This is a genomic window from Shewanella sp. 11B5 (assembly GCF_002836795.1).
In the GTDB taxonomy this organism is placed as follows: domain Bacteria; phylum Pseudomonadota; class Gammaproteobacteria; order Enterobacterales; family Shewanellaceae; genus Shewanella; species Shewanella frigidimarina.
The window spans coordinates 1-4,845 of sequence record NZ_PJAP01000436.1; the positions used below are offsets into that span (position 1 = coordinate 1).

The 4,845-nt window shown below is 41.4% G+C and carries 4 protein-coding genes and 1 pseudogene; 3 read left to right on the top strand and 2 right to left on the bottom strand.

Annotation, left to right across the window (positions count from 1 at the left end; translation table 11 throughout):
- The coding region (acs, locus tag CXF78_RS10145) for an acetate--CoA ligase (protein WP_102036705.1) at nucleotides 1–1,515 on the top strand (1,515 nt) is incomplete at its 5' end.
- Between the two features lie 112 nt (nucleotides 1,516–1,627).
- On the opposite strand, the gene CXF78_RS10150 is transcribed toward acs, so the two are convergent.
- Nucleotides 1,628–2,029 carry a hypothetical protein gene (locus CXF78_RS10150; protein WP_011636941.1) on the bottom strand — a complete coding sequence of 134 codons (402 nt, stop codon included), beginning with the start codon at nucleotides 2,027–2,029 and terminating at the stop codon, nucleotides 1,628–1,630.
- A gap of 244 nt (nucleotides 2,030–2,273) precedes the next feature.
- On the opposite strand from CXF78_RS10150, the gene CXF78_RS10155 reads away from it, so the two are divergent.
- Together CXF78_RS10155 and CXF78_RS10160 are read left to right on the top strand one after the other, a co-directional pair.
- Entirely contained in the window at nucleotides 2,274–4,025 is a 1,752-nt protein-coding gene (locus CXF78_RS10155) for a DNA repair helicase RadD (RefSeq protein ID WP_011636940.1), read from the top strand.
- A gap of 79 nt (nucleotides 4,026–4,104) precedes the next feature.
- Entirely contained in the window at nucleotides 4,105–4,365 is a 261-nt protein-coding gene (locus CXF78_RS10160) for a GrxA family glutaredoxin (protein ID WP_011636939.1), read from the top strand.
- Nucleotides 4,366–4,429: 64 nt separating this feature from the next.
- Here CXF78_RS10160 and CXF78_RS10165 read toward each other — a convergent pair.
- Nucleotides 4,430–4,845 (bottom strand): annotated as a pseudogene (locus tag CXF78_RS10165) (porin); the annotation flags it as partial.

Genomic DNA, 4,845 nt, shown 5'->3' on the forward strand with positions numbered 1-4,845 from the left:
GTCGCTATGCTGGCTTGTGCTCGCATTGGTGCAGTTCATTCAGTGGTATTTGGTGGCTTCTCACCCGACTCGATAGCAGCAAGGGTAATTGATGGAAAATCAAAAGTCTTAATTACTGCCGACGAAGGTATTCGTGGTGGCCGTAAAATCCCTTTAAAACGCAGCATTGATGAAGCCATATCAAATCCTGATGTTACTTGCGTCGAAAAAGTTATTGTATTTAAGCGCACAGGTGGTGATATCGATTGGGTTGAAGGTCGAGACGTTTGGTGGCATTCACTCATGGAAGTGGCTTCAGAATTTTGCCAACCAGCAGAAATGAACGCCGAAGATCCACTATTTTTGCTTTATACCTCTGGCTCTACAGGTAATCCTAAAGGTGTGCTTCATACTACCGGTGGTTATATGGTGTATGCCTCGATGACACACGAATACGTGTTTGATTATAAAGCTGACGAAGTATATTGGTGTACCGCCGATGTAGGCTGGATTACCGGTCATTCCTATATGGTATATGGACCTTTTGCTAATGCCGCCACGGTATTAATTCATGAAGGTGTACCTAATCACCCTACTCCAGCTCGATTAGGTGAAATGATTGACCGACATAAGGTCAATATCCTGTATACCGCTCCTACATTAATTCGTGCATTAATGGCTGAAGGTAAAGAACAATTTAGCAGCTATAAAGGTGACTCATTGCGCATTATGGGTTCAGTTGGTGAACCCATAAACCCTGAAGCTTGGCGTTGGTACCATGAGGTAATCGGTCATGAAAACTGCCCTATTGTCGACACTTGGTGGCAAACTGAAACTGGCGGCATCCTGATCAGCCCATTACCTGGTGCAACGGATACCAAACCTGGCTCTGCAACTCGACCATTTTTTGGTGTGCAACCAGCACTGGTTGATAACATGGGTGATATTGTTGAAGGTACTGGTGAAGGTAACTTAGTTATCCTTGACTCGTGGCCAGGCCAAATGCGAACAGTGTACGGTGACCATGATAGATTTGCGCTGACTTACTTTAAAACATTCCGCGGTATGTATTTTACCGGTGATGGCGCACGTCGTGATGAAGATGGCTATTATTGGATCACTGGTCGTGTCGATGATGTCATCAACGTTTCTGGGCATCGCTTAGGTACGGCTGAAGTGGAAAGCGCTCTAGTGTCGCATGAACTCGTTGCTGAAGCGGCCGTTGTGGGTTACCCACATGACATTAAAGGCCAAGGCATTTATGCATACGTCACCCTAACCCGTGGCATTGAACCGACAGAAGAGTTACGTCAAGAGTTACGTCAATGGGTTCGTAAAGAAATTGGTGCACTTGCTACACCAGACCTTATCCAGTGGGCAAGTGGTTTACCTAAAACGCGTTCAGGAAAAATTATGCGTCGATTCTTACGTAAAATTGCGGCTAACGAAGTAACCAACTTAGGTGATTCTTCTACTCTGGCAGATCCTGCAGTGATTGATACGTTGATTGAGTCTCGCTTAAACAAAACTGAGTAATGAAAATCAACTTGTGATGTTCTATCCACCCTGAGAAATCCTGACCAATTTCTCTTTTCGCCCCTCAATTGAGGGGCTTTTTTTTATCTAAAACCAGCATTATTTAACATTATTACTTATCTGAAACCTTAGGCTGTGGAGCATAAGCAGTATCAATAGTGACATTATATGAATGATCATTTAATGTCATTTTGTAGCTCGTTGATTGACCCACTTTAATCGTTATGGCTTTGTCACCTAATAGATCCGCACCATCATTAGATTCATCGCGTAAACTTATCAACAAATTAACCTTATTATCACTATTTGCTGTCGATACTATGGTCACGCCATAGTCTCCTTCAACACTGAGTGACACTGATTCATTTAGTCCCATCTCAATTTTTGATGCCGATGCAGTTGCATCGTCTGAATGCTTAACCGTTTCTTCAATAGATAAACCAATGACCAGACTTTCTTCGGCAACGGCGAGATGGCTAACCATTAGCAGAGCGGCTAACGATAAAAATTTCATAATGTGTTTTTCCTGATGGTGATAAATTTCATTTTTATTAGTATTAATATCATCTGATTCAATAGATGAATCTACACCAACTGATATAAAAAAACAGCGCTTAACACGCAAAAAATGCCATCCCTGTCTATTTATCATCTTTAACCATCAGCAATTGATTTATCCAACTCAATTAAAACATCATGGTTTATCAATCATTGGCTATGTTAAGCTTTATATAAACCAGAATAACGCTACCGGTAAAGTGAAACACTCATCTACTCACCCCGTAAATATCACCTTACGTGACTATCAACAGCAATCGGTCGACGCGGCTATAGCTCACTTCAAGCACAGCCAACAATCGGCGGTATTAGTGCTACCTACCGGTGCGGGTAAAAGTATTGTGATTGCCGAACTGGCACGTATCGCGAATGGTAATGTGCTAGTGCTCACCCATGTAAAAGAATTAGTCGCTCAAAATGCTGAAAAAGTGGGTTTACTCACTCAAGAGGCCAATATCTATTCCGCAGGATTAAATCAAAAAAAGGCTAATGGCAAAACCGTGGTAGCCAGTGTCCAATCAGCCGCTCGCGCCCTAGATAAATTCACTCAAGCATTTTCATTAGTGATCATTGATGAATGCCATCGAGTCAGTAATGAGTCTACTAGCCAATATCAACAACTGCTCACGCACCTTAAAGCGCGTAATCCTGACATTAAACTGCTTGGGCTAACTGCCACGCCTTATCGTTTAGGTTTAGGCTGGATTTACCGGCACCATTATCATGGAAAAGTAGGTAATACAGATACACCTGTATTCGAAAAATGCATTTTTGAACTTCCAATGCGACCATTGATCAAAAAAGGTTACTTAACCAAACCAACCATTTTTGACGGACTGAGTGCACAGTATGATTTTAGTGAGCTCGTTGCACATGACAGTGGTGAATATCCACAAATGGAAATCGATTCTTTATTACATCATCAAGGACGAGCAACCACAGCTATTATCAAACAAGTAAAACAACTTGCTGAACTCCGAAAAGGTGTATTGATTTTTGCTGCTACGGTCAGACATGCCAATGAAGTAATGACTCTATTAGACGACGATGCCGCCTTAATTACCGCTCAAACGCCACATAGCGAACGTGATGACATCATCAATCGCTTTAAAGCCCAACGTCTCAAATACATTGTTAACGTTGCCGTATTAACCACAGGCTTCGATGCTCCTCACGTCGACCTTATCGCAATTTTGCGCCCCACCGCATCGGTGAGCCTATTCCAACAGATGATAGGTCGAGGATTACGCTTGGCCCCCAATAAAGCAGATTGTTTAGTCATTGATTATGCCGCTAATGGTTATGACTTATTTTACCCGGAAGTCGGTCAAGCCAAACCCAATAGCAAATCAGTACCAGTACAAGTGCATTGTCCTGTATGTCAATTTGCTAATACTTTTTGGGGCCTAGTAGATGGCGATGGCGATATTATTGAACATTATGGCAGACGCTGTCAGGGGTTAATCGATGAGCTGCAACAGTGTGACTTTAGATTTAGATCAAAGTCATGCCCTGACTGTGGAGCGGAAAATGATATCGCGGCACGTATTTGTCATAGCTGCCAATCAACCTTAATTGATCCCGATAAGCGACTAAAACAAGTACTTAACGCTCAGCATCATCACTTATTTAAATGTGAGCAAATGTTGTTGCGCGATCAAGACAATAAGTTGCTTATTCAATATATTGATATTGAAGGTAATGATTTTAAGCGAATGTTTAGCTTCGCCACACCAGCACAACGAAAAGCATTTTATGCGGTATTTGTTCTCAGTCATACCCGCACGCCAGGTATACCGCATCCTCAATATAATAAAGTAACCGATGTATTGACGGATCAAATTCGATTCAGAAAACCCGATTTATTATTACTGAAAAAAAACAAACATCGCTGGGATTTAGTTGATTCATTTTTTGACTATCAAGGCAAATATAAAATCGATATGAGTTAAAACAAAATTAATTGCGTTGAATTATGATTTGAAAAGTACTTATGGTATAAATTGACCATATCATAAAACAGGAGTCACCATGTTTGTAGTTATTTTTGGCCGCCCAGGTTGCCCATATTGTGTTCGAGCTGTTGAATTATCAGAAAAATTAGCGGCGCAGAGTGAAGATTTCAAATTCAAATATATTGATATTCATGCCGAAGGTATCACTAAAGCGGATTTATCAAAAAGTGTGGGTAAAACGGTAGAAACTGTTCCACAAATTTTTGTAGATGAACAACCTATTGGTGGTTGCACCGAATTCGAAGCGTATGTTCGTCAAAACAACTTACTTAATTAAGCTTCGTAAGTATAAAGATAAAAAGGCAACCTAATGGGTTGCCTTTTTATTATCTACTCAAATACTAAAGAGCATATTTCGCCGAAAACATAATCCGATTCAAGTCGCCATCGGAACCGTCTTCACGTTCATTCAAGGCATGCATAAACTCAACTCCAAAAGTCAGTGGCTTTGAAGGTGAGAACAATAAGTTAACGTAACCAGAGTAAGCCTCTTTATTAACGGCACCGCCGGTAAGCGCTACATCATTATCTGCGCTAAAACCTGAAAGCGTCACACTAGATCGCCATTGCTCTGACCACCAATGACGATATGAGACGAAACCACCAAACGATTTAATCGTTTGAATTTCACCGTTGGTATCAAGCACACCAGCGTTAGCATAATTTAGCGCCATATAACGACCTAGCCCTTCCCCGTAAGTGGCAGTAAATTTGAGGTCATCTTTACCAACAGGGATAACCCCCGCAAAACTGACAC